This is a genomic window from Stenotrophomonas sp. DDT-1 (assembly GCF_001580555.1).
Taxonomy (GTDB): domain Bacteria; phylum Pseudomonadota; class Gammaproteobacteria; order Xanthomonadales; family Xanthomonadaceae; genus Stenotrophomonas; species Stenotrophomonas sepilia.
In genome coordinates this window covers 1-24,672 of sequence record NZ_LEKR01000018.1, presented here as the reverse complement: position 1 = coordinate 24,672, position 24,672 = coordinate 1, and the positions used below count along the sequence as shown (strand labels likewise).

Genomic DNA, 24,672 nt, shown 5'->3' with positions numbered 1-24,672 from the left:
CTGAGAGGGGAAAGTCACATCCAAGGCTGCGCATTCAACGCCATGCGCGCGGCCAACGCAAACGGGCGGGTCATCGACCCGCCCGTCTCTGCCATCGGCAGGGTAACGCCGCCGTGCCGCTTACCAGCCGCGATGGCGACCGCGGTCGTGGTAGTAGCGGTTGTCGTAGTAACGCTCGCGCTGCCAGCGGCGGTCGTCGCCACGGTTGTAGTAGCCGCTGCGGTAGTAGCCACGATCGTAACGGCGGTCGTAGCGATTGTCGTAATAGCGACGGTCGCGGCGGTCGGAGGTGGTCAGATTGCCGATCGCGCCGCCGGCCACGGCACCACCGACGGTGGCGGCAGGATCACCGTTGGAGAGCAGGTTGCCGGCCACGCCACCGACCACGGCGCCGACCAGGGTGCGCTTGTCCTTCCTCGACATCGCGCTGGCATCGCTGACCACGGCGACACCGGCAACCAGTGCCAGAGCCATCGCCAGACCACGGAAGCTGAGTGTGGAAGTACTGAGCATGTTCGTTCTCCTGTGAGGTGCATGCCACGCTGGGCAGGGAGGGCGCGGGGCGCCCCGGCTGCCGTGATGTCCACGCTGGCGTTCCAACATTGCCGGAACATTGCCTGGTGCACCGAGCGGCTTGCGCATTCATCTAGCGGCAGGCGGCATGAAGCAAGGCTGAAAGCGGCTGCGGCCGCTCAGCTGGCGGAAAGGAAAAGGGCCGCGGAGGTGGCCCCTCCCTTCTCTGCCAAGGCGTTGGCATGTCCGACGCCCATCGCTTTCTGGGCCTGCCGCGCCTGCTCCTGCGGGGTCTCCTGCTGCGGCCGCAGCACGTCAGGCGCGCTCTGCACCGCACCGCGGCGAAGCGCCAGGCTCTGCCCGCTGGCGGCCCGCGTCTCTACGGTGACGCGGCTGGCGGCCGGACATGCGCCGGTCGATTCCTTCGACCTCGCATTGTTGCTGGGGCGATTATGTGAATCGCGTCTCAGATCTTGCCGTCACGCAGATAGTCGAACAATTCGGCATCGCCCTTCAGCCCCAGCTTGAGCATCGCATCGCCCTTCTGCCGGCTGATGGTGCTGACGCTCTTGTGCAGCAGCAGCGAAATCTCCTTTACCGTCATGCCGGTGCCGAGCAAGCGCAGCACCTCCACCTCGCGCGGGGACAGCGGCTTGCCGTCGCCCTCGCGCATGCGCCAGCTGCCGGCCGCTTCCACCCGCTCGCGCAGGCTGCGGCTGATGTAGGGCTGGCCGCGGTAGACCGACTGGATGGCCTGTGGCAGTTCGTCCATCGACGAACTCTTGTCGACCAGGCCGAGCACGCCGCTGTCGAGCACCATGCGCAGGATCGCCAGGTTGCTGGAGACGCTGAGCATCAGCACCGGCAGGTCGGGATGGCGGCGGCGGATCATGCCGATCATGGCGAAGCCGTCGGCCTGCGGGCTGCCCGGCATGGAGTAGTCGGTGACCAGCAGGTCACAGGGCTGGCTGGCGAGCAGGGTCATCAGCGCCTGCGCGCTGTCGGCCTCGCCGACCACGCGGCCGACGCCGCTCGACTCGATGACGGCGCGGGTACCGATACGGACCACGGGGTGATCGTCTGCGATGATGATGCGCAAGCTCATGCTCTAGTATGGCCATCGGGCACGCCGGACCGCGACCATCGCAGTCCCTGGCAGGATTCTAGGAGATCGACGCAGATGCGTAGGTGGGCTGTTCGCGGGCTGCTCCTGCTGCTGGCGGTGCTGGCGCTGCCCGTGGCCCAGGCACAGCCGGCCCCTGGCCTGCTGCCGCTCAGCCCGTTGCAGCGCGAATACCTGGTGGCGCATCCGACCATCGTTGTCGGGCAGTATGACAGCGGCTGGCCGCCCTTCGAGTCCCTCCGTGATGGCGAGCAGGTCGGGCTGGGACCGGACTACCTGTCGCATCTTGCTCGCCAGCTCGGTGTGAAGGTCGAGGCGCGCCGCTATCCGGACTGGACATCCGTGCTGGATGCGGCATGTCGTGGCGAGATCGACGTGGTGATGAATGTCGGACTCAGTGCCGACCGCACCCGCTGCATGGTCTATACCGCCGCCTACAGTGAGGCGCCGCTCGCACTGGTGGGCCGGCCCGATGACCTGCGTGCCTCCGACATGCCGGACCTGGATGGGCTGAGGGTGGTGATCGAACAGGACTTCCTGACCGGTCCGCAGGTGCGCGCCCGATTCCCGCGTGCCCGCCAGCTTGTCGCAAATGACACGTTGAGCGCATTGCAGATGGTCAGAGACGACAAAGCGGACGTCTACATCGGCAATGCCTTCGTCGCCACCGAGCTGATTGCCAGCCGGCGCCTGCAGGGCGTGGCGCTGTTGCGGCCGAGCGACCTGCCCCCTGAACGGTTGCACTTCGGCATTCCCAACAGCAAGCAACCCCTGGCCGAAGCCCTGGACCTGGCGCTGGCCGCGACCAGCCAGGCCCAGCGCGATGCCCTCGCACAACGCTGGTTGTCACCGCCGCACTGGTCGGCATCGGCGCAGCTGGCGCTGAGCCAGGCCGAGAAGCGTGTGCTGGAGCAGCCGCTGATGATCGGTTTCGCGCCGAATGCCGCGCCCCTGTCGTTCACCGGCGAGGATGGCCGGCCCAGTGGCCTGGCCAGCGAGTACCTGCAGCGCCTGATGCAGGCCGGCGCCAACCTGAAGGTCGAGAGCAGCCACGACTGGTACGAGGTGCGTGAGAAGGCCCGCCGCGGTGAACTGCAGGCGGTGATGGGCATACCCGTTGATTCGCGCTACCTGGGCCCGGACTGGGTGTTCAGCCAGCCCTTCATCAGCGTGCCGAACGTGATTGTGGTCAGGAGCGATGGCGAGTCGCTGCTGGGCCTGGCCGACCTGCAGGGCAAGCGCGTGCTGCTGTCCGACCCGGAGCGCGTGCGTGGCTATGTGCAACAGCAGGCGCCGCAGGCCCGGATCATTGCTGCGCGGAGCGCCGAGCAGGCGCTGCAGCGCCTGCTCGAGGGTGAAGCCGATGCCTATGTCGGCAACCTTGCCGTGGTCGATCACCTGCTGCGCAGCCGTTTCCCGGGGCGGATGCAGGTCGCGGCTCCGGCCGGTTTCAACGACCAGCTGGCGCTGGCAGTGGATCGCCGCCATGCGGCCCTGGCCACGACCTTCGATCGCCTGCTGCTGCAGATGACCCCACGCAAGCGCGAGGCGCTGCGCAGCGCCTGGCTGGCGGTGGAGTACCGCAGTGGGGTCGACTGGAGCAATCTGCTGCGGTGGGGCGTGCCCGTGCTGATGGTGCTGCTGACCGCACTGCTGGTGCATGGCGTGGGCCATTGGCGGCTGCGCCGTGAGGTGGCAGGACGCCGCCAGCTGGAGCAGCGCCTGGCCGAGGTGACCGACAACCTGCCGGCGGTGGTCTACCAGGCCCGTCGCGATGCCGATGGCACGCTGAGCTTCCCGTTCATCGCCGGCGACCTGCCTGCGTTGTTCGGCATCACCCGGCAGCAGGCCGAACAGGATGCGAGGGTGTTGCTGGAACGCGTCGAGCAGGAGGACCGCGCGCGCATCCTGCATTCCATCGAGCAGGCCGCGCACCAGTTCGCGCCGTTGATCCTGGAGTTCCGCCTGCGCAGCGACGGGGAAGGCGTGCGCTGGGTGCGCAGCCAGGCCCATCCCTACGCCGCCGAAGAAGGCGCGGTGATCTGGAGCGGGTACTGGGTGGATGTAAGCGAAGCCCGGATGCAGGCCGATGCACTGGCGGCGGCGAAGGCGGACGCCGAGCAGGCCGCTGAGGCCAAATCGCGTTTCCTGGCCACGATGAGCCACGAGATCCGTACGCCGATGAGCGGCGTGCTGGGCATGCTGGAGGTGCTGGCGCACTCACCGCTGGACAGCGAGCAGCAGCGCATCCTCGGCGTGATCGAGGATTCGGCGCAGATGCTGCGGCAGATCCTCGACGACATCCTCGATTACTCGCGGCTGGAAGCGGGTGCACTGCGCCTGGAGCCGGTGCCGCAACCGCTGCGGCCCCTGCTGGAAAGCGTGTGCCGGTTGATGTCGGCGCAGGCCAGTGCACGCGGGCTGGAACTGCACGTGCAGATCGACCCTCAGCTGGCGGCAGCGCACGAAGTGGATGGCGTGCGCCTGCGCCAGATCGTGTTCAACCTGCTCAGCAATGCCATCAAGTTCACTGCACGCGGCGAAGTGCGGCTGCAGCTGGAGGTACTGGGCCCGACCGCCGAAGACGGCAGCCAGCCGCTGTGCCTGAGCGTCACCGACACCGGCACCGGGATCGCACCGGAACAGCTGCAGCACCTGTTTGCGCCGTTCACCCAGGCCGGTGCCTACATCCAGCGCGACCATGGTGGTACCGGCCTCGGCCTGAGCATCTGCCAGCGTCTGGTGCAGATGATGGGCGGCGAGCTGGAGTTGCACAGCACGCTGGGCGAGGGCACCCGCGCCGAGGTGCGGCTGGCGCTGGTGGAGGCAGGCAGGGGTGACGTTGAAGCGCTGGTTGCGGAGCAGGAGCAGGCGGCGCTGCTGCCGCCGGCGCTGCGCGAGGCACGCGTGCTGGTGATCGAGGATCACCCGACCAACCAGGCGATGATGGCGTGGCGGCTGCAGCAGCTGGGCGTACCCCATGTGCTGCTGGGCGATGGCCAGCAGGCACTGGACCGCTTGTCATCGGAGGCCTTCGATCTGGTCATTACCGACTGCCGCATGCCGGTACTCGACGGCTTCGGTTTCACCCGCCTGCTGCGCGAGCGCGAGGGCCGTACCGGCCAGCCGCGGCTGACGGTGCTGGCGCTGACCGCCAGCGTGCTGGACGACGATGCGCGCCGCTGCCGCGAGGCCGGCATGGACGAGGTGCTGGCCAAGCCGCTGTCGCTGGCCACGCTGCGCACCGCGCTGCTGCGCTGGCTGCCGCAGGCACAGGGCCAGTCGTTCGATGCGCCCGTGCAGGAGACTGTCGCCGACGACGCTGAAGTGCTGCCTGATCTGGCCACCCTGCAGCAGCGCTATGGCTCGCGCGCCGTGGCCGAGCAGCTGCGCGACAGCCTGCTGCAGGCCAGTGAAAGTGATCTGGCGGCGGTGCAGCGCGCCGTGCGGGCCGGTGACCGCGAGACTGCGGCGCTCCACCTGCATCGCCAGGCGGGCGGTCTGGGGGCGATCGGGGCAAGCGCACTGGCCGGGCAGGCCAACGCGCTGGTCGAGCGCCTGCAGGATGCGACCGAGGCCGATCCGGCACCGGTGTTCGCCGCTGTAACGGCGTTCGTGGAGCGCCTGCAGCACCAGCTGCAGCGACTGGGTCACTGAGACGACTGCTGTTGCAGGTAGGCGATCACCAGTGCGCGGCGTTCGGCGCTGGGAAAGGCGTTGTACATGCGCGTGCCGGGCACCACGTGGGTGGGCGACTGCAGGAACGCGTCCAGGGTCTGCGCGCTCCAGGTGATGTCGGCGCGGCGCATGCCGTCGGAATAGCCGTAATCGGGCAGGCTGCCGGCGCGACGGCCGATCACGCCGTGCAGGTTGGGGCCGAAGCGGTGGATGCCGCCAGGCTGTACGGTGTGGCAGCCGGCGCACAGTTCGAACGCGCGCTGCATGGCCTGCTGCCGGGCCTGTTCAGGCGTGGCCGGCGCCGCAGGCGTGCGCTGGCAGGCCGTGGCAAGCAGGGCCACGGCAACGGTGGTGAGCAGGCGGGAGGCACGCATGGGCGGGCAGGATAGCGGTGCGGTGGAGCGGCCGGGCTGCGACACGTGGTCGCAGCCCGGGGCGATCACATGCCCGAGTAGTTCGGGCCGCCGCCGCCCTGCGGGGTCACCCAGACGATGTTCTGGGTCGGGTCTTTGATGTCGCAGGTCTTGCAGTGCACGCAGTTCTGCGCGTTGATCTGCAGGCGCGCGTTGTCGGCGTCGCCGACGAACTCGTACACGCCGGCCGGGCAGTAACGGGCTTCGGGACCGGCGTACTCGGCCAGGTTCACCTTCACCGGAATGCTCGGATCCTTCAGCGTGAGGTGGCTGGGCTGGTTCTCGTCGTGGTTGGTGCTGCTCAGGAACACCGAGCTGAGACGATCGAAGGTCAGCACGCCATCGGGCTTGGGGTAGGCGATGCGGGTGTGCTGCGACGCCGGCTCCAGGCAGGCGTGGTCAGGCTGGGTGCGGTGCAGGGTCCACGGCGGGTTGCGCACGCCCAGCTTCGGCAGCAGCCACTGCTCCACGCCGGTCATCAGCGTGGCAACGGTCTGGCCCTTCTTGAACCACTGCTTGAAGTTCTTGGCCTGCTGCAGTTCGGTGAACAGCCAGCTGGCTTCGAACGCCTTCGGGTAGGCGCTCAGTTCATCGTGCTGGCGATCGGCGGCCAGCGCGTCGAACGCGGCGTCGGCGCACAGCATGCCGGTCTTGATCGCGGCATGGCTGCCCTTGATGCGGCTGGCGTTGAGGTAGCCGGCCTCGCAGCCGACCAGCGCGCCCCCGGGAAACACCGTCTTCGGCAGCGACAGCAGGCCGCCGGCGGTGATCGCACGGGCGCCGTAACCGATGCGGGTGCCGCCCTCCAGGTGCTTGCGGATGGAGGGATGGGTCTTGAAACGCTGGAACTCCTCGAACGGGCTCAGCCACGGGTTCCTGTAGTCCAGGCCGACCACATAGCCGATGGCGACCTTGCCGCCGTCGGCGTGGTACAGGAACGCACCGCCGTAGGTGTCGCTGTCCAGCGGCCAGCCAGCCGCATGCACCACCAGGCCCGGCTCGTGCCGGGCCGGGTCGATCTGCCACAGCTCCTTGATGCCGATGCCGTAGGCCTGCGGGTCCTTGCCTTCGTCCAGTTTGTAGCGGGCGATCAGCTGGCGGCCGAGGTGGCCGCGCGCACCTTCGGCGAAGATCGTGTACTTGGCGTGCAGCGCCATCCCCCGTTCGAAGGCCGGACCGATGCTGCCGTCCTTCTCGATGCCCATGTCGCCGGTGGCCACGCCGATGACCTCGCCGTTGTCGCCGTACAGCACTTCTGCAGCGGCGAAGCCAGGGAAGATCGCAACCTCCAGCGCCTCGGCCTGCTGCGCCAGCCAGCGGGTCACTTCGCCCAGGCTGATGATGTAGTTGCCTTCGTTGTGGAAGCACTCCGGCAGCAGCGCATTGGGGGTGCTGCGCGCGCCGGTCTCGCTGAGGAACAGGAATTCGTCGCGGGTGACCTTCTGCTTCAGCGGTGCGCCGCGCTCGGCCCAGTCCGGGAACAGTTCGGTCAGCGCGCGCGGATCCATCACCGCGCCGGACAGCACGTGCGCGCCCGGTTCGGAGCCCTTCTCCAGCACGCACACCGACAGCTCGCGGCCGGCTTCGATCGCGCGCTGGCGCAGGCGGATCGCGGTGGCCAGGCCGGCGGGGCCGGCACCGACGATCACCACGTCGAACTCCATTACTTCACGCGGGGGCAGGGCGTTGGCTTCAGCGCTCATCGATTGCATGACTCGTGGGTAGGGCCGGCATCGGGGCCACCGGCGGTGCCTGGGAATCGCGCGTGCGGCCACGGCGAAACGGTTGTTTGAATGTGTCAGGGTACCGGGCCGCGCGTGATCGAGCTAGATCGGCCATGTTCACGTCATGATTGCTGCATTGCAGCGTAGCGGTGCATCTCTGGTGGGTGCCGACCTTGGTCGGCACGCTCTGCCCGGATGACCGACAATGGCCGGGTCCTGACTGCGTGTGAGTGCCATGGCTTTGCATCCGTACGATCTGTTCGATGTCCGTTCCCTGCTCAACGAGGAAGAGCGCGCGGTGCAGGAGAGCGTCGCCCGCTTCACCAACGAGCGCGTGCTGCCGATCATCGGCGATGCTTTCGATCAGGCCCGCTTCCCCGACGAACTGGTGCCGGAGATCGCCTCGTTGGGCCTGCTGGGCGCGACCCTGCCGACCGAGTACGGCGGCGGTGGCCTCGGCGCGGTCAGCTATGGCCTGATCTGCCAGGAGCTGGAGCGCGGCGATTCGGGCCTGCGCAGCTTCGTTTCGGTGCAGAGCTCGCTGTGCATGTATCCCATCTACGCGTACGGCAGCGAGGAACAGCGCCAGCAGTGGCTGCCGGCGATGGCACGCGGCGAACTGATCGGCTGCTTCGGCCTGACCGAGGCGCACGGTGGTTCCGACCCGGCCAGCATGAAGACCCGCGCGGTGCGCGACGGCAGCGACTGGCGCATCAGTGGCAGCAAGATGTGGATCACCAGCGGCCCGGTGGCCGACCTGGCCATCGTCTGGGCACAGACCGAAGACGGCATCCAGGGCTTCGTGCTGGAAAAGGGCATGGCCGGCTTCACCACCCAGGAGATCAAGCACAAGATGAGCCTGCGCGCGTCGCTGACCGGTGCGCTGTTCTTCGATGACGTGCGCGTGCCCGACAGCCATCGCCTGCCGAATGTGAAGGGCCTGAAGGGGCCGCTGGGCTGCCTGACCCAGGCCCGTTACGGCATCAGCTGGGGGCCGATCGGTGCGGCGATTGCCTGCCTGGATGAAGCGCTGGGCTATGCCAAGGAGCGTGTGCTGTTTGGTCGTCCGCTGGCGGCCACGCAGAGCGCGCAGATCAAGCTGGCCGAGATGGCTCGCCGCATCACCACCGCGCAGCTGCTGGCCTTGCAGCTGGGCCGCCTGAAGGAAGCCGGCCAGCTGCAGCCGCAGCAGGTCAGCCTGGCCAAGTGGAACAACTGCCGCATGGCGATTGACATCGCCCGCGAGTGTCGCGATCTGCTCGGTGGGGCTGGGATCACCACCGAGCACGTGGCGATCCGTCATGCGCTGAACCTGGAATCGGTGATCACCTACGAGGGCACCGAGACCGTGCACCAGCTGGTGATCGGCCGCGAGCTGACCGGCATCAACGCGTTCTGAGTGCATCGGTAGTGCCGGCCGCTGGCCGGCATTGCCAGGTAGGGTGGGCGGCAAGGGACGTCTATCCGGAGATGCAAACTGAATGAAGAACAATTCCGCTGTAAGACTGCTGTGCCTCCCGCTGCTGTTCCAAGCCTCCGTGCTGCAGATGGCGTGGGCAGGCAACAGGGTTGATGCGGCATGGGCAGGCAGCTATTCGCAGGCGAGTGATCTGTGTACCGAACCGGGCAGCGGACGCAGTTGCCGCGATGGGTTCAGGGACAGGCTGTCGATTGTCGAAGAATCACTCGGCTATAGGGTTGAGCTGCACAGTACCCAGTCGATGCAGCACGTCTGCTCCTTCGTGCTGCATATGAAGCCAGAAGGCGGAAAACTGATTCATCAGTCCGAACTAGGCACAGTGGCTATCGAGAAACATGCAGGTGCGCTGAGAGTCTCATCCGGCGGGATCGACCCGACGGTAGCGGGCTTGGGCATGTGCGGTGCGCATGCCGATATTGATGGTCTGGAGTTTTCTTCTGTCGGCAATCGCACGCGCCCCGGGCAACGCAAGGGCGCCCACTCCTGATTGATCCAGGCGGAACGCATCCACGCATGGCGTGGATCTACCGCGCGGCTGTCGGGTCCGCCTTGAAGCGGGCCGAGGAGCGCAGGGTACCGGTGCGCAGCACCGGCTCGCCGATGGCGGCGCGTTTCTTTGGTTACTTTCTTTGCGCGAGCAAAGAAAGTAACACACGTGAGCTACGCGCCACCGGCAAACCCATGCTGCCGCCACGCCTCGTACATCACCACCGCAACGGTGTTGGAAAGATTGAGGCTGCGGTTGTCCGGCCGCATCGGCAGGCGCAGGCGGCGGCCATCCGGCAGTGCATCGAGCACGTCCTGCGGCAGGCCACGGCTTTCCGGGCCGAACAGGAACGCATCGCCCTCTTCAAAGGCCACGCTGTCGTAGCGCACGCTGGCGCGGGTACTGAGTGCGAACAACCGATTCGGTGCGATCCGCGCCAGCGCGGTGTCCAGGTCGGGGTGCACCTGCAGGCGCGAGTACTCGTGGTAGTCCAGGCCGGCGCGCTTGAGCTGCTTGTCTTCCAGTGCGAAACCGAGCGGCTCGACCAGGTGCAGCTGCGCGCCGGTGTTGGCGCAGAGCCGGATCACATTGCCCGTGTTGGGCGGGATTTCCGGTTGGAACAGGATCACGTGGAACTGGGGCGCGGCATTCATCGGCGCAGTGTACCTGCGACGACCGCCGCCTTTACGGCGCACGCCCTGCGCGGGGCAGGGCGGCACCGGTTACGGGCGCAGCAGGACCTGGGCGGTTTCGGTGGCCAGGGCCTGCAGGTCGGCAGCGCTCGGACGCACCTGCAGGGCTGGCAGGTTGACGATGACCGAGTTGGCGACGTTGCTGGCAGCGGCAGCCAGGGTGGCGGCGTAGCGCTGGGCTTCCAGTTCGGCGGCCAGGGCGACGCGCTGTTCCAGGCTCGGGCGCACTTCCACCGAGGCCAGGGTGGTGATCGGCATCGCGGCGGCGACCGGAGCGGCGACGTAGTCGCTGCGCTCAGCCAGCTGGTCGGCGCTGGGGCGCACTTCCACGGTGGCCAGGGTCGGGATGCCGCTGGCCTGTTCCCAGGCCTGCTGGGCCAGCTGGTCGGCGGCCGGGCGGACCTGCACGGTGGACAGCGTCTTGATGGATTCGGAGGCCTGCACCGACGAAACAACCGCGGTGCCGGCGATCAGGGCGATGGCGATGGCAATGGTCTTGGCGTTCATGACGGGGCCTGTTTAGTGTTGGTGAGCAGTGGTGTGGTAGTAAGGTAGTACACCAATTCTGGGCATGCAAGAGAAATTTTCTATTTCCTTCATTTGTTCAGTCTTCAGTCAGCTTTTGTCTGAAGCCCTTCCTGGCGCAGGAAGTACCAAGCAATCCGCGTGCCAACTTTTAGTTGTTGATTTGCAAGGCTTTTATGTGGTCCCGAAAGTGTCCGGTGGGCGGACACCTGTCCATTCGATAAGCCGCGGACACTGTCCTGACGCCTTCAGCCGGCGTCTGTGACGTTTCAAGAGCGCCCGTGGGCATCGGACTGGATGGCCATCTGGGCAAACACCCCCAGTGACTGGCGACCGATTCCGGCCGCCGCGCGCGCAGGCTAGGATCGGGGTTCACCTTCGTGACCAAGGATCCGGATATGTCTCTCGCCCTTCGCCCGCGCGCTGCACTGCTGGCCGTCGCCCTCAGCACCGCCCTGGGCACGCTCGCGCCCACCCATGCGCTCGCCGCCAAGCCGGCGGCACCGGCCAAGGTCGATATCCCGTACGAGCAGTTCACCCTGCCCAACGGCCTGCGCGTGATCGTGCATACCGATCGCAAGGCGCCGATCGTTGCGGTCAACGTCTGGTACCACGTGGGCAGCAAGGACGAGCCGGCTGGCCGTACCGGCTTCGCGCACCTGTTCGAACATCTGATGTTCCAGGGCAGCGAAAACCACGACGGCGAATTCTTCGAACCGTTCAAGCAGGTGGGTGCCACCAACCAGAACGGCACCACCAACACCGATCGCACCAACTATTTCGAAAACGTGCCGACCACCGCGCTGGACATGGCGCTGTGGATGGAATCGGACCGCATGGGCCATCTGGTCGGTGCGATCGACCAGGCCGCGCTGGACGAGCAGCGTGGCGTGGTGCAGAACGAGAAGCGCCAGGGCGAGAACCAGCCCTACGGCCAGGCCTGGGACCAGCTCAACAAGGCGCTGTACCCGGTGGGCCACCCGTACCACCACGGCGTGATCGGGTCGATGAACGATCTGAACGCGGCGTCGCTGGATGACGTGAAGACCTGGTTCCGTACCTGGTACGGCCCGAACAACGCGGTGCTGGTGCTGGCCGGCGACATCGACCTGGCCACCGCCAAGGAAAAGGTCGCCAAGTACTTCGGCAGCATCCCGGCCGGCCCGACCATGGCGCAGCCGGCGGTGAACGTGGCCAAGCGTAGTGCCGACACGCGCGAGACGATGACCGACAAGGTGCCGCAGGCACGCATCTACCGCGCCTGGAACGTGCCGCAGGTCGGCACCATCGAGGTCGATCAGCTGCAGCTGTTCGCGCAGGTGCTGGGCGGTGCGAAGTCTTCGCGCCTGAGCCAGCGCCTGCAGCACCAGGACAAGCTGGTGGACAGCATCGCGTCGGGCCTGTCGACCTCGCAGTTGGGCTCGAACTTCGTGATCATGGCGACGGTCAAGCAGGGCCAGGACCCGGCCAAGGTCGAGAAGATCATCGACGAGGAACTGGACCGGCTGATCAAGCAGGGCCCGACCGCGGCCGAACTGGAGCGTGCCAAGACCGGTGCCCGCGCCGGCTTCATCCGCGGCATCGAGCGCATCGGTGGCTTCGGCGGCAAGGCCGACGCCCTTGCAGAATGTGCGGTGTTCACCGGCGACCCGGGCTGCTTCCGTACCTCGCTGGCCAACATCGAGAAGGCCAGTGCTGCTGATCTGAGCCGGCTCGGCGCGCAGTGGCTGGACAAGGGCAGCCACACCCTGGTGATCGCACCGGGTGAGCGCGTGGCGCTGAAGGAAGACCCGAGCCAGGCGCCGAAGCCGTTCACTGTGCCGGCGGTGGACCCGAAGTACAGCACCCTGCCCGAGCAGGTCGACCGCAAGGCCGGCGTGCCGCAGACCCGCGAGTTCCCGCAGCTGAAGTTCCCGGCGCTGCAGCGTGCGACGCTGAAGAACGGTACCCAGGTGATCCTGGCCGAGCGCCACGAGATTCCGGTGGTGCAGTTCAGCTACCAGTTCCCGGGCGGCTTCAGTGCCGACCAGGGCCGCAAGCCGGGCACCGCCAACTTCACCATGAGCCTGATGACCGAAGGCGCCGGCAAGCTGGGCTCGCTGGCCTTCGCCGACGCCGCGGATGCGCTGGGCGCCAGCCTGGATGCCTCGGCCGGCCTGGACTCGATGAGCGTGGACCTGTCGGCGCTGAAGGAAAACCTGGTGCCGTCGCTGGCGCTGTACCGCGACCTGCTGCGCGAGCCGCGCTTCGAGCAGGGCGAGATCGACCGGGTCAAGGCGAGCTGGATCGCTGGCATCCAGCAGGAGAAGGTCAACCCGGGTGCGGTGGCAATGCGCGTGCTGCCCCCGCTGCTGTACGGCAAGGGCCACCCGTATGCCATTCCGTTTACCGGTAGCGGTGACGAGGCGGCGATCAACGGCCTGACCCGCGAGGACCTGGTCGACTTCCACCACGACTGGCTGCGCCCGCAGAACGGCACCTTGATCGTGGTCGGCGACACCACCCTGGCCGAGATCGTGCCGCTGCTGGACAAGCAGCTGGGCGACTGGAAGGCCAGTGGCGAGGCCCCGCAGGTGAAGGCGGCCACCGACGTTGCGCTGCCGAAGGGCCCGCGCGTGTTCCTGATCGACCAGCCGGGCGCGGTACAGGCCAACCTGTTTGCCGGCCAGGTGGTGGCACCTTCCAGCGCCACCAGTTCGACCCGCTTCGACATCGCCAACGGCGTGATCGGCGGCGACTTCACCTCGCGCCTGAACATGAACCTGCGCGAGGACAAGCACTGGTCGTACGGTGCGCGCAGCAGCGCGGTCAATTCGGTGGGCCAGCGCCCGTGGATGGCCAGCGCGCCGGTGCAGATCGACAAGACCGGCCCGGCGCTGGCGGAAATGCGCAAGGAAATCGCCGCGTTCGCCGATGGCAGCAAGCCGGCCACCGCTGCCGAGGTCAACCGCATCCGCAACATCCAGACCCTGAGCCTGCCCGGTGCCTACGAGACCGCCAGTGCGGTGGCGTCGACCATCGGTTCGATCGTGCAGTTCAAGCGCCCGGACGATTACGTGCTGCGGCGCAAGGCCGAGATCGAAGCGATGACCCCGGCGCAGGTGCAGCAGGCCGCCGCCGAGATCAAGCCGCAGGCCCTGACCTGGGTGGTGGTGGGTGACCTCAAGCAGACCGAAGCGGCCGTTCGCGCGCTGAACCTGGGCGAGGTGACGGTGATCGACGCCGAAGGCAACCCGGTCAAGAAATAAGGGATGTGCCTGCCCGCCACGGCGGGCAGGTCTCCCGTGGTAGCGCCGGGCCATGCCCGGCGGCTTTCCGGCGGCCAGCCATGCCGCGCTGTGCGCTCGCCGGGCATGGCCCGGCGCTACCTGGGCTCCGCCCCGGCTACCCCCGATTCAGGCTGTTCAGGCAGAATCCCCCCATACCCTTCCAGGATCTGCCCATGCGCGTTCTGCTGCTTTCCTCCCTGCTGCTCACCGTCACCGCCTGTACCTGGGTGCCGATCGAACCGGCCGGCAAGGCAACCCGCGTGCTGCTGGCAGGGCCGGTTCCGGCTGGCTGCATCGCCAAGGGCGAGGTGGTGGTCACCGTGAAGAGCAAGGTCGGCTTCTACAACCGCAACCCGCTGCGGGTGCAGGAAGAGCTGGAAACCCTGGCCCGCAACGAGGCCCCGAGCGCCGGTGCCAATGCCGTCCAGGCCGCTGCGGCCCCCGCCGATGGCAGCCAGCGCTTCGCCGCGTTCCAGTGCCCGCCGCGCTGAACGCTTCACCATACGGCCGAGGCTGAATTCGTAAAGATGCGGTGAAAGCCCGGGGGTTATAGAATAGCGCCCCCTTTTGCCTGAGCCTTGGCGCTAACCTCGATGCTCTTCAAGAATGTCTCGATCGCCGGCCTGGCACACGTCGACGCACCGCATACGCTGACGACCAAGGAAATCAACGAACGCCTGCAGCCGACGTTGGATCGCCTGGGTATCCGCACCGATGTGCTCGGCGACATCGCCGGCATCCACGCCCGCCGCCTGTGGGACAACGGCGTGCTGGCGTCGGACGCCGCCACCATGGCCGGCCGCAAGGCACTGGAAGACGCGGGCATCACCGCGACCCAGGTCGGCCTGCTGGTCAACACATCGGTCAGCCGCGACTACCTGGAGCCGTCCACGGCCTCGATCGTGTCGGGCAACCTCGGTGTCAGCGACGAATGCATGACCTTCGACGTCGCCAACGCCTGCCTGGCCTTCATCAACGGCATGGACATCGCGGCGCGCATGATCGAGCGCGGTGATATCGACTACGCGCTGGTGGTGGACGGCGAGACCGCCAACCTGGTGTACGAGAAGACCCTGGAGCGCATGACCGCCCCGGACGTCACCGCTGACGATTTCCGCAACGAGCTGGCTGCCCTGACCACCGGTTCGGGTGCCGCCGCGATGGTGATGGCACGCTCGGAGCTGGTGCCGGACGCGCCGCGCTACAAGGGCGGCGTGACCCGCTCGGCCACCGAGTGGAACCAGCTGTGCCTGGGCAACCTGGACCGCATGGTCACCGACACCCGCCTGTTGCTGATCGAAGGCATCAAGCTGGCGCAGAAGACCTTCAGCGCCGCCAAGATCGCACTCGGCTGGGCCGTGGAGGAGCTGGACCAGTTCGTGATCCACCAGGTCAGCCAACCGCACACCGCCGCGTTCATCAAGAACTTCGGCATCGACCCGAAGAAGGTCATGACCATCTTCGGCGAGCACGGCAACATCGGCCCGGCCTCGGTGCCGATCGTGCTGAGCAAGCTCAAGCAGCTGGGCAAGCTGAAGAAGGGTGATCGCATCGCGCTTCTGGGTATTGGCTCGGGCCTGAACTGCTCGATGGCTGAAGTGGTCTGGTAAGCAGCCCGTTGCCCGACCTCCTGTAGAGCCGAGCCATGCTCGGCTCACGCGCGCAGCGCGGCTCTTCCGCAGCGGACCGGAGAGCAGCCGAGCAACGGCTCGGCTCTACATTGCGCCGCGACTCTCCTTAGGTGCTCCGCATGCGCGATCTTCCCGGTTACCCCGCCCACCCGCAGCGCTTCGAGGTCCGCCCCGGCCTGTCGATGAACTATCTCGACGAGGGCCCGCGCGATGGCGAGGTGGTGGTGATGGTGCACGGCAACCCGTCGTGGAGCTATTACTGGCGCACGCTGGTGGCCGGCCTGTCGGACACCTACCGCTGCATCGTGCCGGACCACATTGGCATGGGCCTGTCGGACAAGCCGGACGACAGCCGCTATGAGTACACGCTGCAGTCGCGCGTGGACGATCTTGATGCGCTGCTGAAGCACCTGGGCATCACCGGCCCGGTGACCCTGGCCGTGCACGACTGGGGCGGCATGATCGGCTTCGGCTGGGCGCTGTCGCACCACGAGCAGGTGAAGCGCCTGGTCGTGCTCAACACCGCTGCCTTCCCGATGCCGGCGGCGAAGAAGATGCCGTGGCAGATCGCGCTGGGTCGCCACTGGAAGATCGGCGAGTGGATCATCCGCAGCTTCAACGCGTTCTCGTCCGGGGCCTCTTGGCTTGGCGTGGAGCGCAGGATGCCGGCCGATGTGCGCCGCGCCTACGTGTCGCCGTACAACAGCTGGGCCAACCGCATCAGCACCATCCGCTTCATGCAGGACATCCCGCTGTCGCCGGCTGACAAGGCCTGGTCGCTGCTGGAGCGTGCCGGCAAGGCACTGCCCTCGTTCGCCGACCGCCCGGCCTTCCTCGGCTGGGGCCTGCGTGACTTCGTGTTCGACCATCATTTCCTGAAGGGTTTCCAGGCCGCACTGCCGCAGGCCCAGGTGCATGCCTTCGAGGACGCCGGCCACTATGTGCTGGAAGACAAGCACGAAGTGCTGGTACCGGAGATCCGCGCGTTCCTGGACAAGAACCCGATCTGAGAGGTGTGCCGACCAACGGTCGGCACCCACAAGTGGAAGGTATGGGTGGGTGCCGACCGTTGGTCGGCACACCGGATTATGCGGCGACCGGTGCCTGCGGCGGCGAGGACGGGCTGTTGCCGTTGTCGTCCGGATGATCGTCGTCATTGTCGGCGTCATCGCGCCAACGCCAGTCGGCCGGCGTCAGCGGATCCAGGCCATAGGCAATGCGCGCCTTGTCGCACTGCGGGCTGGCCTTGCCGTATTCCCACGATGCATCCACCTCACGGCACACGCTGGGCCGGTTGGGGTGGATGGTGCAGCGTGAATACACGCCGATCTGCGCATCCAGCGCGACGCAGCGCACCGGCTTGGAATGGGTGCCGCGCATGCACAGGCGGTGCGGATCCAGCACCTCGGTGAGCTGATGCGGCACGCCGCCGGGGGTGACCTCGTCCGATTCCATCCAGTGGAAGGCCACGCGGTACTGGGTGCAGCAGGCGCCGCAGGTCATGCAGGGATGTTGCATGGGCAAGCCGCCTCGGGCGGCAGTCGGAATCAGGAACGAGGGAGCGGATTTTCCACGAAGTGGGCCGCCGCGCAAGAAATTCCGTAAGCGGCGACAATGAACGGATGAACCGACCCTGCAATATCGCCGCACGGCTGCCTGAACTGGCGCGTGAACGCCCCGACCAGATCGCCATCCGCTGCCCCGGCCGCCGCGGCGCCGGCAACGGCATGGCCGCCTACGATGTCACCCTCGATTACCGTCAGCTGGACGCCCGCAGTGATGCCATGGCCGCCGGCCTGACCGGCTACGGGATCGGCCGTGGCGTGCGCACGGTGGTGATGGTGCGGCCTTCTCCGGAGTTCTTCCTGCTGATGTTCGCGCTGTTCAAGCTGGGCGCAGTGCCGGTGCTGGTCGATCCGGGCATCGACCGGCGCGCGCTGAAGCAGTGCCTGGACGAGGCGCAGCCGCAGGCCTTCATCGGCATTCCGCTGGCGCATGTGGCGCGGCTGGTGCTGCGCTGGGCGCCGTCGGCCACCCGGCTGGTGACGGTCGGCCGCCGCCTCGGCTGGGGCGGCACTACGCTGGCCGCGCTGGAGCGCGCTGGCGCCAGCGCTGGGCCGATGCTGGCCGACACCGATGGCGAGGACATGGCCGCGATCCTGTTCACCAGTGGCTCCACCGGCGTGCCCAAGGGCGTGGTCTACCGCCACCGCCACTTCGTTGGACAGATCCAGCTGCTGGGCAGTGCCTTCGGCATGGAAGCGGGTGGGGTGGACCTGCCGACCTTCCCACCGTTCGCGCTGTTCGACCCGGCGTTGGGCCTGACTTCGGTGATCCCGGACATGGACCCGACGCGGCCGGCGCAGGCCGACCCGGCACGCCTGCACGATGCGATCCAGCGCTTCGGCGTGACCCAGCTGTTCGGCTCGCCAGCGCTGATGCGGGTGCTGGCCCGGCACGGGCGGCCACTGCCGACGGTGACCCGGGTGACCTCGGCCGGGGCACCGGTGCCGCCGGACGTGGTCGCCACCATCCGCAGCCTGCTGCCGGCCGATGCGCAGTTCTGGACTCCCTATGGCGCCACCGAGTGCCTGCCGGTGGCGGTGGTCGAAGGCCGCGAACTGGAGCGCACCCGCGCGGCGACCGAGGCCGGTGCCGGCACCTGCGTGGGCAGCGTGGTGGCCCCCAACGAGGTGCGCATCATCGCCATCGACGACGCACCGCTGCCGGACTGGTCGCAGGCGCGCGTGCTGGCGGTGGGGGAAGTGGGGGAAATCACCGTGGCCGGGCCGACCGCCACCGACAGCTACTTCAACCGCCCGCAGGCCACCGCGGCGGCGAAGATCCGCGAGACGCTGGCCGACGGCAGCACCCGCGTGGTGCATCGCATGGGCGACGTCGGTTATTTCGATGTGCAGGGCCGCCTGTGGTTCTGCGGGCGCAAGACGCAGCGCGTGGAAACCGCGCGCGGGCCGCTGTACACCGAGCAGGTCGAGCCGGTGTTCAACACCGTGGCCGGCGTGGCGCGCACGGCACTGGTCGGCGTCGGCGCCGCCGGCGCGCAGGTGCCGGTGCTGTGCGTGGAGCTGCAGCGCGGCCAGTCCGACAGCCCGGCGCTGCAGGAAGCGCTGCGTGCGCACGCCGCCGCCCGCCTGCCGGAGGCCGGCCTGCAGCACTTCCTGGTGCATCCGGCGTTCCCCGTCGATATCCGTCACAACGCCAAGATCGGCCGCGAAAAGCTCGCCGTCTGGGCCAGCGCCGAACTGGAGAAGCGCGCATGAAGATCCTGGTCACCGGTGGCGGTGGTTTCCTTGGGCAGGCGCTGTGCCGCGGGCTGGTCGAGCGTGGCCACCAGGTGCTGGCGTTCAACCGCAGTCATTACCCGGAACTGCAGGCGATGGGCGTGGGCCAGATCCGCGGTGATCTGGCCGATGCGCAGGCGGTGCTGCATGCGGTGGCCGGCGTCGATGCGGTGTTCCACAACGGCGCCAAGGCCGGCGCATGGGGCAGCTATGACAGCTACCACCAGGCCAACGTGGTCGGCACCGACAACGTCCTCGCGGCGTGCCGCGCGCATGGCATCACCCGGCTGGTCTACACCTCCACGCCCAGCGTGACCCATCGTGCCACGCACCCGGTGGAAGGCCTGGGGGCTGACGAGGTGCCGTACGGCGAAGATTTCCAGGCGCCGTATGCGGCCACCAAGGCGATCGCCGAACAGCGCGTGCTGGCCGCCAACGATGCAGCGTTGGCGACGGTGGCGCTGCGTCCGCGCCTGATCTGGGGCCCCGGTGACCAGCAGCTGGTGCCGAGGCTCGCCGAGCGTGCGCGGCAGGGACGCCTGCGCCTGGTCGCCGATGGCAACAACAAGGTCGATACCACCTACATCGACAACGCCGCGCTGGCGCACTTCCTCGCCTTTGACGCCCTGGCACCGGGCGCTGCGTGTGCGGGCAAGGCCTACTTCATCTCCAACGGCGAGCCGTTGCCGATGCGCGAGCTGGTGAACAAGCTGTTGGCTGCGGTGGGCGCGCCATCCGTGGACAAGGCGATCAGCTTCAAGACCGCCTACCGCATCGGCGCCGTCTGCGAGCGGCTGTGGCCGCTGCTGCGCCTGCGCGGCGAGCCGCCGCTGACCCGCTTCCTGGCCGAGCAGCTGTGCACGCCGCACTGGTACAGCATGGAACCGGCGCGCCGTGACTTCGGCTACGTGCCGCAGGTCAGCATCGAAGAAGGGCTGCGCAGGCTGAAGGCTTCATCTGCTGCATAGATCGCCATCACTGGTTGCACACCGCAGGATCGGGAGGATGGACCCACGCCATCCAAGGCTCGACCACCCGCGAGGAGCGCCATGCTGCACTACGCCATCATCTTCTTTGTCATCGCCATCATCGCCGCCGTTCTGGGTTTCTCCGGAATTGCCGGCGCCGCAACGAACATCGCCTGGATCCTGTTCGTGGTGTTCCTGATCCTTGCGGTGATCTCGATGTTCCGCAAGCGAGGCTAGCTGGTAGTGCCGGCCGCTGGCCGGTATCGCTTTCCGCAGAGTCGAGCCATGCTCGACTCTGCGGGCGATAACAACGCTATACAGCGCTCTGCAGTTCGCGATCGGCTTCATGGCGCTCCAGCGCCAGCTCGATCAGGCGGGTGATCAGCGTGGTGTAGTCCACGCCGCTGGCACCCCACAGCTTCGGGTACATGCTGATGCGGGTGAAGCCGGGCAGCGTGTTGACCTCGTTGATGATGATGTCGCCGCCCGCGGTGAGGAACACATCCACGCGCGCCATGCCGGCACACTCCAGCGCCTGGTAGGCCCGCAGCGCGGTCTGCTGGATCCGCGCCTGGGTTGCAGCATCGATATCCGCAGGTACCACCACTTCGGCACCATCGGCGTTGATGTACTTGGTGTCGTAAGCGTAGAACTCGTCGTGCACCACCACCTCGCCGCACAGGCTGGCCTGCGGATGTTCGTTGCCCAGCACCGCGCACTCGATCTCGCGGCCGATCACCGCCGATTCCACCAGCACTTTGTGGTCGTAGCGCAGCGCCAAGGCCAGCGCTTCGGCAAAGCCCGCCGCATCCTTGACCTTGCTCACGCCTACCGACGAGCCTTGGTTGGCCGGCTTCACGAACAGCGGCAGGCCAAGCTGGGCGATCACCGCGTCGACATCGACTGCCGCCGCCTGCTGGCGACGGATGCACAGCCACGGCGCCACCTGCAGCCCGGCGTCGCGCAGCAGGCGCTTGGTCACGTCCTTGTCCATCGCCACTGCCGAGCCCAGTACCGGCGAACCGACGAAGGGCAGGTTCGCCATGCGCAGCAGGCCCTGCAGCGCGCCGTCCTCGCCCAGCGGCCCGTGCACGATCGGCAGCACCACATCGATCTGCGCCAAGGCGCTGGCCGCATCGCACGGCTGCAGCTGCCCCTGCTCGGCACCGGGAAGGACCGCCAGCGACTGGCCGGAGCGGTGCAGCGCGATGCGCGAGGGATCTTCGGCATTGATCAGGAACGTCTCCGGCTGGCTCAGGTGCCACTGCCCCTGCTTGTCGAGGCCGACCAGCACCGGCTCGAAGCGCTCGCGATCGAGCGCATCGAGGATGTTCTTCGCCGACTGCAGTGAAACTTCGTGCTCGGAAGACTTGCCCCCGAAGATGATGCCGACCCGGGTCCGTGCCATGGGGAATGCGATGTCCTGTGCGTTGCGTGGCCCCATAGCATGAACCTTCATCGGCCTTCCGCGTGAGGCACAGATGAACCAGAAATCCATCCACGCATGGCGATCTACCGTGTCGACCAAGGTCGACACCCACCAACAACAGCAGGAACCTGTCGAAGGCGGGGTGGGTCCGGTTGCGGGGGCGTGAGCCGCATGGGCCCGAGGCATGCCTCGGGCGGGTTGGGCAGGATGCCCAACCCCGGTCTTGCCGCGTGCGCAGGACAGCGCACACGAGCAAGCGGCGACCGAGCTTACATGGGTGAGGGCGCTTTGCTTGCGAAGCACTGCTTCGCAAGCGCCCGAACGCACAGCCGCCCGCGGCTGGGCCGGGCCCCGGAGGGGGACTTGCAGCGTCCCCCGCAACCGGACCCACCCCGCCATCCCACGGACAGCCCGCTTTTGATGTTGATCTTGCCGGCCAGCGGCCGGTGCCTCTGCGGGTGCCGGGCGGCAGCCCGGCCCAAGCCCCCCACCCACGCAGGTAGAATGCGCCCATGGCTCTTTCCCTGCTCAAGTCCCTCAAGCCGGTCGCTGGCCGCGCCCTGCAGATCGCCCTGAACCGCGCGCTGGCGCTGGATCCGGATACCCGCCATGCCCTGGCCAGCCTCGATGGCCGGCACATCGACCTGACCCTGGAAGCGCCGTCGCTGGCGATGCGCATCAGCGTCGACGGCGACCAGCTGCGGGTCGGCCCGGTGGATGCGCAGGAAGCCGACCTGGCCGTGCGCAGCAGCCTGGCCGGCGTACTGGCGCAGCTGCCGCTGCTGGCCAACGCACGGCGCGGCGAGTCCAACAACAAGGGCCGTGTACGCGTGGCCGGTGACGCCGAACTGGCGCGGCGCCTGCAGCAGCTGGCCAAGGGCTTCGATCCTGACTGGCAGCAGCCGTTCGTCAGCGTATTCGGCGAGGTACTGGGCGTGCAGGTCGCCAACACCCTGCGCAGCGCCCTGCAGCACGCGCGCCAGGGTGCGATCGACCTGGCCCACAGCGCCGCCGAATTCATCACCGAGGAATCGCGCGACGTGGTGCCGCGTGCCGAGCTGGATGCCTTCCATGATGATGTGGACGTGCTGCGCGATGACGTCGAGCGTCTTGGCGCGCGCGTGCAGCGCCTGCGGGGTGCCGCATGAAGGCCGTGCTGCGGGCGAGCCGCATCGGCCGGGTGATCCTGCGTTACCGCCTTGACGACCTGCTGCAGGGCACGCCGGCCGAGCGTTGGCTGCGCCTGGCCAAGCCGTTCGTGCCGCGTGCCTCGGCCGACATCGCCGCACAGTCGCGCGGTGCACGCCTGCGCCTGGCGCTGCAGGACCTCGGCCCGATCTTCGTCAAGTTCGGCCAGATCCTGTCCACCCGCCGCGACCTGGTGCCGCCGGACGTGGCCAACGAACTGACCCTGCTGCAGGACCGGGTCAAGCCGTTCGACGGTGACACCGCGCGTCGCATTGTCGAGGAAGCGCTTGGCCTGCCGGTCAGCGAGGCGTTCGCCAGCTTCGATACCGAACCACTGGCCTCGGCTTCGATCGCGCAGGTGCATGCGGCCACGCTGGCCGATGGCCGCCAGGTGGTGGTCAAGGTGCTGCGCCCGGGCATCGAGAAGCAGATCGATGCCGACATCGCCCTGCTCAACTCGCTGGCCGCGCTGGTCGAGCGTACCCATCCGCGTGCCGACAAGATCCGACCGCGCGAAGTGGTGGCCGAAGTCGAGAACACCCTGGCCGCCGAGCTGGACCTGCAGCGCGAAGGCGCCAATGCCAGCGTGCTGCGCCGCTTCTGGGAGAACAGCGACGACCTGTACGTGCCGGAAGTGATCTGGAGCCATACCGCCGAGCGCGCGCTGACCCTGGAGCGCGTGTGGGGCATCCCGTCCGACGACATCGCCGCGCTCGACAAGGCGGGCATCGACCGCAAGGCACTGGCCGCCAAGGGCGTGCGGGTCTTCTACACCCAGGTGTTCCGCGACAACTTCTTCCATGCCGATGCGCACGCCGGCAACATCTGGGTCGACACCGATCCGGCCCGCCGCGCCAACCCGCGATTCATCGCGCTGGACTTCGGCATCATGGGCCAGCTGTCGCAGGAGGATCAGTACTACCTGGCCGAGAACTTCATGGCCATCTTCAACCGCGACTACCGCCGCATCGCCGAACTGCATGTGCAGGCGCGCTGGATGCCGGACAACGTGCGCATCGATGATCTGGAAGCGGCTGTGCGTTCGGTGTGCGAGCCGTACTTCACCCGCCCGCTGTCGCAGATCTCGCTGGCCGAAGTGCTGATGAAGCTGTTCCGCGTGGCGCAGCGCTACCAGCTGACCCTGCAGCCGCAGCTGATCCTGCTGCAGAAGACCCTGCTGAACATCGAAGGTGTCGGCCGCCAGCTGGATCCGCAGATCGATATCTGGGCGGTGGCCAAGCCGGTGCTGGCGAAGATCCTGCGCGAGCGCTACAGCCCACGCCGGGTGGTGCGCGAGATCGGCAAGCGGTTGCCGGAAATCATGACCCACGCGCCGGACATGCCGCGCCTCGTACACGCCTGGCTGACCCAGCAGGTGGAGGGGCGCCACGAGCTGGCGATGCGCTCGCGCGATCTGGTTGCGCTGGATGCCAGCGTGCAGCGCCTGCAGAAGCGCGCGGTCGGCGCGATCACCGGCGTCGGCCTGCTGGCCATCGCCGCGCTGATGTACGTGCTGCAGCCGCCGGGCTGGTACTGGGGCGACCTGCCGATGTGGAGCTGGGTGTCTGGTGCCGTCGGCGCGCTGGCGCTGGCGCGCGCGTGGTGGAGATAGACCCGGTGCTGCAGACGCTGAAGAACGAACTGATGCACTTCGGTGCTGAAAACGACGCGCATGAAACCGAGCGCGCTCGGCGCATGCTGAACATCACGCCGGATACCGGTGAATTCCTGTCGGTGCTGGTGCGTTTCGGCACCGCACGCCGGGTACTGGAAATCGGCACCTCCAATGGCTACTCCACGCTGTGGCTGGCCGAAGCCGCCGCCGCCATCGACGGCCACGTGACCACGCTGGAAGTCGCCGAGGACAAGGTGGCGATGGCGCGATCCACGTTCGCGCGCAGCGGCTTGGCCGCGCACATCACGCTGGTGCATGGCGATGCCGGGCAGTGGTTGGCAGAGGCCGGCGAAGGCTGCATCGACCTGCTGTTCCTGGATTCGGACCGCGGGCAGTACGCCGGCTGGTGGCCGCAGCTGCGCCGCGTGCTGCGGCCAGGGGGCCTGCTGGTGGTGGACAACGCCACGTCGCACGCGGAAGAGATGAAACCCTTGTGCCTGCTGCTGGATGCCGATCCGGACTTCAGCACCAGCGTGGTGCCGGTGGGCAACGGCGAACTGCTGGCCGTGCGCAACGGCTGACCGCCGCGCCACACACCCGGGGTCAGATCCCTTTTCCGCAGGAAAAGGGATCTG

Annotated in this window: 21 protein-coding genes; 13 read left to right on the top strand and 8 right to left on the bottom strand. The window is 67.7% G+C overall.

The window, feature by feature from the left end; translation table 11 throughout:
• Nucleotides 1-120 precede the first annotated feature (120 nt).
• Together AB839_RS10795 and AB839_RS10790 are read right to left on the bottom strand one after the other, a co-directional pair.
• Nucleotides 121-513, bottom strand: coding sequence for a glycine zipper 2TM domain-containing protein (locus tag AB839_RS10795; protein WP_053497758.1), 393 nt, complete (start codon nucleotides 511-513; stop codon nucleotides 121-123).
• 466 nt (nucleotides 514-979) lie between these two features.
• Nucleotides 980-1,618, bottom strand: coding sequence for a response regulator transcription factor (locus AB839_RS10790; RefSeq protein WP_005420808.1), 639 nt, complete (start codon nucleotides 1,616-1,618; stop codon nucleotides 980-982).
• Nucleotides 1,619-1,693: 75 nt separating this feature from the next.
• Between AB839_RS10790 and AB839_RS10785 the strand changes: the two genes are divergently transcribed.
• Nucleotides 1,694-5,293, top strand: a complete 3,600-nt coding sequence (locus tag AB839_RS10785) for a transporter substrate-binding domain-containing protein (protein ID WP_061479355.1) — start codon at nucleotides 1,694-1,696, stop codon at nucleotides 5,291-5,293.
• On the opposite strand, the gene AB839_RS10780 is transcribed toward AB839_RS10785, so the two are convergent.
• Nucleotides 5,287-5,688, bottom strand: a complete 402-nt coding sequence (locus AB839_RS10780; protein WP_061479354.1) for a c-type cytochrome — start codon at nucleotides 5,686-5,688, stop codon at nucleotides 5,287-5,289. The two genes, AB839_RS10785 and AB839_RS10780, sit on opposite strands and share 7 nt — an antisense overlap.
• A 65-nt stretch (nucleotides 5,689-5,753) precedes the next feature.
• Complete coding sequence (locus AB839_RS10775) at nucleotides 5,754-7,430, bottom strand: electron transfer flavoprotein-ubiquinone oxidoreductase (protein WP_061479353.1); 1,677 nt, start codon at nucleotides 7,428-7,430, stop codon at nucleotides 5,754-5,756.
• A 256-nt stretch (nucleotides 7,431-7,686) separates the two neighbouring features.
• Between AB839_RS10775 and AB839_RS10770 the strand changes: the two genes are divergently transcribed.
• Together AB839_RS10770 and AB839_RS10765 are read left to right on the top strand one after the other, a co-directional pair.
• Entirely contained in the window at nucleotides 7,687-8,850 is a 1,164-nt protein-coding gene (locus AB839_RS10770; RefSeq protein WP_024956299.1) for an acyl-CoA dehydrogenase family protein, read from the top strand.
• A gap of 82 nt (nucleotides 8,851-8,932) precedes the next feature.
• Nucleotides 8,933-9,418, top strand: coding sequence for a hypothetical protein (locus AB839_RS10765; RefSeq protein WP_061479352.1), 486 nt, complete (start codon nucleotides 8,933-8,935; stop codon nucleotides 9,416-9,418).
• 173 nt (nucleotides 9,419-9,591) lie between these two features.
• Here the strand turns inward: AB839_RS10765 and AB839_RS10760 are convergent, their stop codons facing one another.
• The gene (locus AB839_RS10760; protein ID WP_061479351.1) at nucleotides 9,592-10,071 is read right to left on the bottom strand and encodes a tRNA (cytidine(34)-2'-O)-methyltransferase; all 480 of its coding nucleotides are present in this window, start codon (nucleotides 10,069-10,071) and stop codon (nucleotides 9,592-9,594) included.
• A 69-nt stretch (nucleotides 10,072-10,140) separates the two neighbouring features.
• Nucleotides 10,141-10,617, bottom strand: a complete 477-nt coding sequence (locus AB839_RS10755) for a hypothetical protein (RefSeq protein WP_061479350.1) — start codon at nucleotides 10,615-10,617, stop codon at nucleotides 10,141-10,143.
• A 416-nt stretch (nucleotides 10,618-11,033) separates the two neighbouring features.
• On the opposite strand from AB839_RS10755, the gene AB839_RS10750 reads away from it, so the two are divergent.
• From AB839_RS10750 to AB839_RS10735, 4 genes are all read left to right on the top strand, one after another.
• Nucleotides 11,034-13,883: a pitrilysin family protein gene (locus tag AB839_RS10750; RefSeq protein ID WP_061479349.1), complete on the top strand. Its 2,850-nt coding sequence runs from the start codon at nucleotides 11,034-11,036 to the stop codon at nucleotides 13,881-13,883.
• 194 nt (nucleotides 13,884-14,077) lie between these two features.
• Nucleotides 14,078-14,395, top strand: coding sequence for a DUF4156 domain-containing protein (locus AB839_RS10745; protein ID WP_061479348.1), 318 nt, complete (start codon nucleotides 14,078-14,080; stop codon nucleotides 14,393-14,395).
• Between the two features lie 102 nt (nucleotides 14,396-14,497).
• On the top strand, nucleotides 14,498-15,514 hold the full coding sequence (locus tag AB839_RS10740) for a 3-oxoacyl-ACP synthase III (protein WP_010487115.1): 1,017 nt from the start codon (nucleotides 14,498-14,500) through the stop codon (nucleotides 15,512-15,514).
• Nucleotides 15,515-15,654: 140 nt separating this feature from the next.
• On the top strand, nucleotides 15,655-16,545 hold the full coding sequence (locus AB839_RS10735; RefSeq protein WP_061479347.1) for an alpha/beta fold hydrolase: 891 nt from the start codon (nucleotides 15,655-15,657) through the stop codon (nucleotides 16,543-16,545).
• Between the two features lie 76 nt (nucleotides 16,546-16,621).
• Here AB839_RS10735 and AB839_RS10730 read toward each other — a convergent pair whose 3' ends face one another.
• Complete coding sequence (locus AB839_RS10730) at nucleotides 16,622-17,053, bottom strand: YkgJ family cysteine cluster protein (protein ID WP_005407630.1); 432 nt, start codon at nucleotides 17,051-17,053, stop codon at nucleotides 16,622-16,624.
• Between the two features lie 104 nt (nucleotides 17,054-17,157).
• Here AB839_RS10730 and oleC point away from each other — a divergent pair, with 104 nt between their 5' ends.
• From oleC to AB839_RS21150, 3 genes are all read left to right on the top strand, one after another.
• Complete coding sequence (gene oleC / locus AB839_RS10725) at nucleotides 17,158-18,816, top strand: olefin beta-lactone synthetase (RefSeq protein ID WP_061479346.1); 1,659 nt, start codon at nucleotides 17,158-17,160, stop codon at nucleotides 18,814-18,816.
• On the top strand, nucleotides 18,813-19,805 hold the full coding sequence (gene oleD / locus AB839_RS10720; protein WP_061479345.1) for a 2-alkyl-3-oxoalkanoate reductase: 993 nt from the start codon (nucleotides 18,813-18,815) through the stop codon (nucleotides 19,803-19,805). Before oleC ends, oleD begins: the two co-directional genes overlap by 4 nt.
• An 81-nt stretch (nucleotides 19,806-19,886) precedes the next feature.
• Nucleotides 19,887-20,042, top strand: a complete 156-nt coding sequence (locus AB839_RS21150; RefSeq protein WP_005407633.1) for a DUF1328 domain-containing protein — start codon at nucleotides 19,887-19,889, stop codon at nucleotides 20,040-20,042.
• Between the two features lie 76 nt (nucleotides 20,043-20,118).
• Here the strand turns inward: AB839_RS21150 and ddlA are convergent, their stop codons facing one another.
• Nucleotides 20,119-21,213: a D-alanine--D-alanine ligase gene (ddlA, locus tag AB839_RS10715; RefSeq protein ID WP_061479393.1), complete on the bottom strand. Its 1,095-nt coding sequence runs from the start codon at nucleotides 21,211-21,213 to the stop codon at nucleotides 20,119-20,121.
• A gap of 533 nt (nucleotides 21,214-21,746) precedes the next feature.
• Here ddlA and AB839_RS10710 point away from each other — a divergent pair.
• From AB839_RS10710 to AB839_RS10700, 3 genes are read left to right on the top strand one after another with little or no spacing between them, the layout of a single operon-like run.
• Nucleotides 21,747-22,382, top strand: a complete 636-nt coding sequence (locus tag AB839_RS10710) for an SCP2 sterol-binding domain-containing protein (protein ID WP_005420772.1) — start codon at nucleotides 21,747-21,749, stop codon at nucleotides 22,380-22,382.
• Nucleotides 22,379-24,034, top strand: coding sequence for a ubiquinone biosynthesis regulatory protein kinase UbiB (gene ubiB / locus AB839_RS10705; protein ID WP_061479344.1), 1,656 nt, complete (start codon nucleotides 22,379-22,381; stop codon nucleotides 24,032-24,034). The genes AB839_RS10710 and ubiB overlap by 4 nt, the downstream gene beginning before the upstream one ends.
• A 32-nt stretch (nucleotides 24,035-24,066) precedes the next feature.
• Entirely contained in the window at nucleotides 24,067-24,618 is a 552-nt protein-coding gene (locus AB839_RS10700) for an O-methyltransferase (protein ID WP_061479392.1), read from the top strand.
• Nucleotides 24,619-24,672 lie beyond the last annotated feature (54 nt).